Origin of the sequence: Moorena sp. SIO4A1, from assembly GCF_010672065.1 — a bacterium.
Lineage (GTDB): Bacteria > Cyanobacteriota > Cyanobacteriia > Cyanobacteriales > Coleofasciculaceae > Moorena.
Window position 1 is genome coordinate 1 of sequence record NZ_JAAHHX010000266.1, and the last position, 2,549, is coordinate 2,549.

The following is a 2,549-nucleotide window of genomic DNA, read 5'->3' on the forward strand; positions in this document are numbered from 1 at the left end:
CACAGAGTCATCTTGCTCATCCAGGCCGGATCCAAGCAGAGCAGTTGCCGATAGTTAACTAAGTCAGTGAGTCACCCCACTGACTCGTCTTCAAAACCGTACGTGATACTTTCGCATCATACGGCTCCTCATCAAACGGAACCATTGTCATTGGTACCTTCTAGAATGGGTTTTCATCTAACTCAGAGGAGTCTGTATTTGACTCTTGACGTTTTGACTGAATTCCGATTCTATGTTTTTCATCGTGACAGTGGAGGTGTAGTAGTTCTAAATTTTTGAGATTATCACTTCCACCATTGGCGCGTGGTATTTTATGGTGTGTTTCCAATAAATCTTCTTCCCTAAAGGTAAGCCCACAATGAGCGCATTTTCCTTTTTGCCGTTTCAAAAGTATTCCTTTTTGACTGGTCATTTCAGGATGTTTACTCATTCTGGTGTTCCAGTATATTAGGTCACCATCGTAGGGACTTCTGGCTTCTTTGACTTTGGTGTGCCTGACAATTTTGGTTTTGGCATGTTTAGGGAGGTAATTATCCTCGTTGGTCATGAACACCCAGTTATCTCCTCCAATAGTTCCCCAATACTTATTGATTACCCAGGTTTTTGATTTCTTGGGGTGTCTCCTGTATCCCCATCTTTGGAGTTTGTTCCATAGCATATGTCCTAATTTGCTGAATGTTTCTTTACTACAGACTGACCTGTAGTAGTTGCACCATCCGCGTATAATAGGTTTGAGGTGGCTTATTAAAGCCTCTTGTGGGGCAGCTTTGTGTCGTTCTATGACATTTGAGAGCTGCCCATAATGCTCTAGTACTTTTTCCTTAGATGGCTTGATGATGGTTTTAAAACCTTGTTTAGTATGATGTTTACCTACTTTATATTGCCGAATGTTGAATCCGAGGAAGTCAAATCCGTCAAATGTGTGGGTAATTTTTGTTTTACTTGGTTTTAATTCCAGACCCATGTCCAGCAGCCATTTATTAATGACTTCAAGACATTCTTCTACCACGGTTTGGTCTTGGTGGAGAATGACAAAATCATCTGCGTATCTGACTAGGGATAGACCTGTTTTATAGTGTCTTTTCTTTCCCTTGATGGAGTTAGCGTGATTCCAGATGGCATTTTCCATTCCGTGGAGGGCTATATTGGCCAGAAGTGGTGATATAACGCCACCTTGTGGGGTACCCTCATTTGTAGATGAGAATGTTCCATTATCCATCACACCGGCTTTTAGCCAGGACTTAATTAAACGTCTCATGGATGGGTAAGTATTTAATTTTGTTAGAAGTGCATCATGGTTGATTCTGTCAAAGCATTTGGCAATATCTGCGTCCAAAACCCATTTGGGTTTTTGGGCTATTACTGTAAATATTGCTTCTATTGCATCGTGACATGAGCGTCCTGGCCTGAACCCGTAGGAATTAGGTTCAAATTTGGCTTCCCATTCAGGTTCTAATGCCTGTTTGGCAAGTGCTTGTAATGCACGGTCGTATATGGTTGGGATACCTAATGGGCGTTTTTCCGACCGTCCGGGCTTAGGAATCCATACCCTTCTGGTGGGTTGTGCCTTTTTGGAGATTTTGAGGCTGGCTACTAAGGTGAGGCGCTGCTTATTGGTTAAAGCTTTAACCCCATCTATTCCGGCAGTCTTTTTGCCTTTGTTTTCCTGGGTAACCTTTCTGACCGCAATCATTTTTGCTGACCAGGATTTCATCAGAGTTTTTTGCAGTTTTCTTACCACGCTCACGTCACCACGGCTCGAGGCTTGATATATTCGTTTTTGCAACTTAAAGACTGTCATTTCTAGCTTTCGCCAGTTGACCGACTTCCATTCCGACTGTGAGGCGAACCCCCGAGTTTTAGACATATCAATTGCTACTTACAACCATATCTTTTCCGTTGACGTGAGTCCGTTAGCATATCCTAGGAATTACCCTAGGCCTTGGCTTCTGACTCAATCTCGCCCCTCTATGACTTGCGGTTAGCTACCTACTTGGAATATTCGACCTTTCCAAGAGTACATATATGGGTTACTTCGTTCCTGATAACCATTCTTTGAACTTTTAGGGTGGTACTTTTCACCGGGAGAAGGGGAAAATCTTTATAAGAAGGAGAAATCCTATAAACCCTTTATTTTCCATTGACTTTTTGTCTGTAGCGCTATTCGACCTTTTTATTTCGCTACCCACGCTTAACGATGATTCAGATGTACCTTCCTGTTCGTACCCATGAGTTCTTATACCTAGGCTGACACCGGTCAGGTTAAAGGGTGTTTTGCCCGTTTGACCCTTTGCTGTTCAATTTATGGAGTTGCTATTTCCATAAATCAGGGTAGGGTTGTCACTCGGATTTCACGAGGGATGGTCTTGCACCATCATGGTTATCAAGTTGTCATGGTTCAGTTTCCTGACCAGGCGGCTAATCCTCCAAGCTTTTTTTTTAGGGCAAGGTTTTCTAGCCAACGAATCGCACTCTCCGCAAGCGTTCGGGTCGATGACCCAGGTTCCGTTGTGCCGGAAACGAAACCTGAGTAGAGTGGATCCTTAGTT

At 43.2% G+C, this 2,549-nt stretch carries 1 protein-coding gene; it reads right to left on the reverse strand.

Annotation, left to right across the window (positions count from 1 at the left end):
- Window positions 1-160 precede the first annotated feature (160 nt).
- Entirely contained in the window at window positions 161-1,867 is a 1,707-nt protein-coding gene (ltrA, locus tag F6K53_RS37090) for a group II intron reverse transcriptase/maturase (protein WP_293084565.1), read from the reverse strand.
- Between the last annotated feature and the right edge of the window lie 682 nt (window positions 1,868-2,549).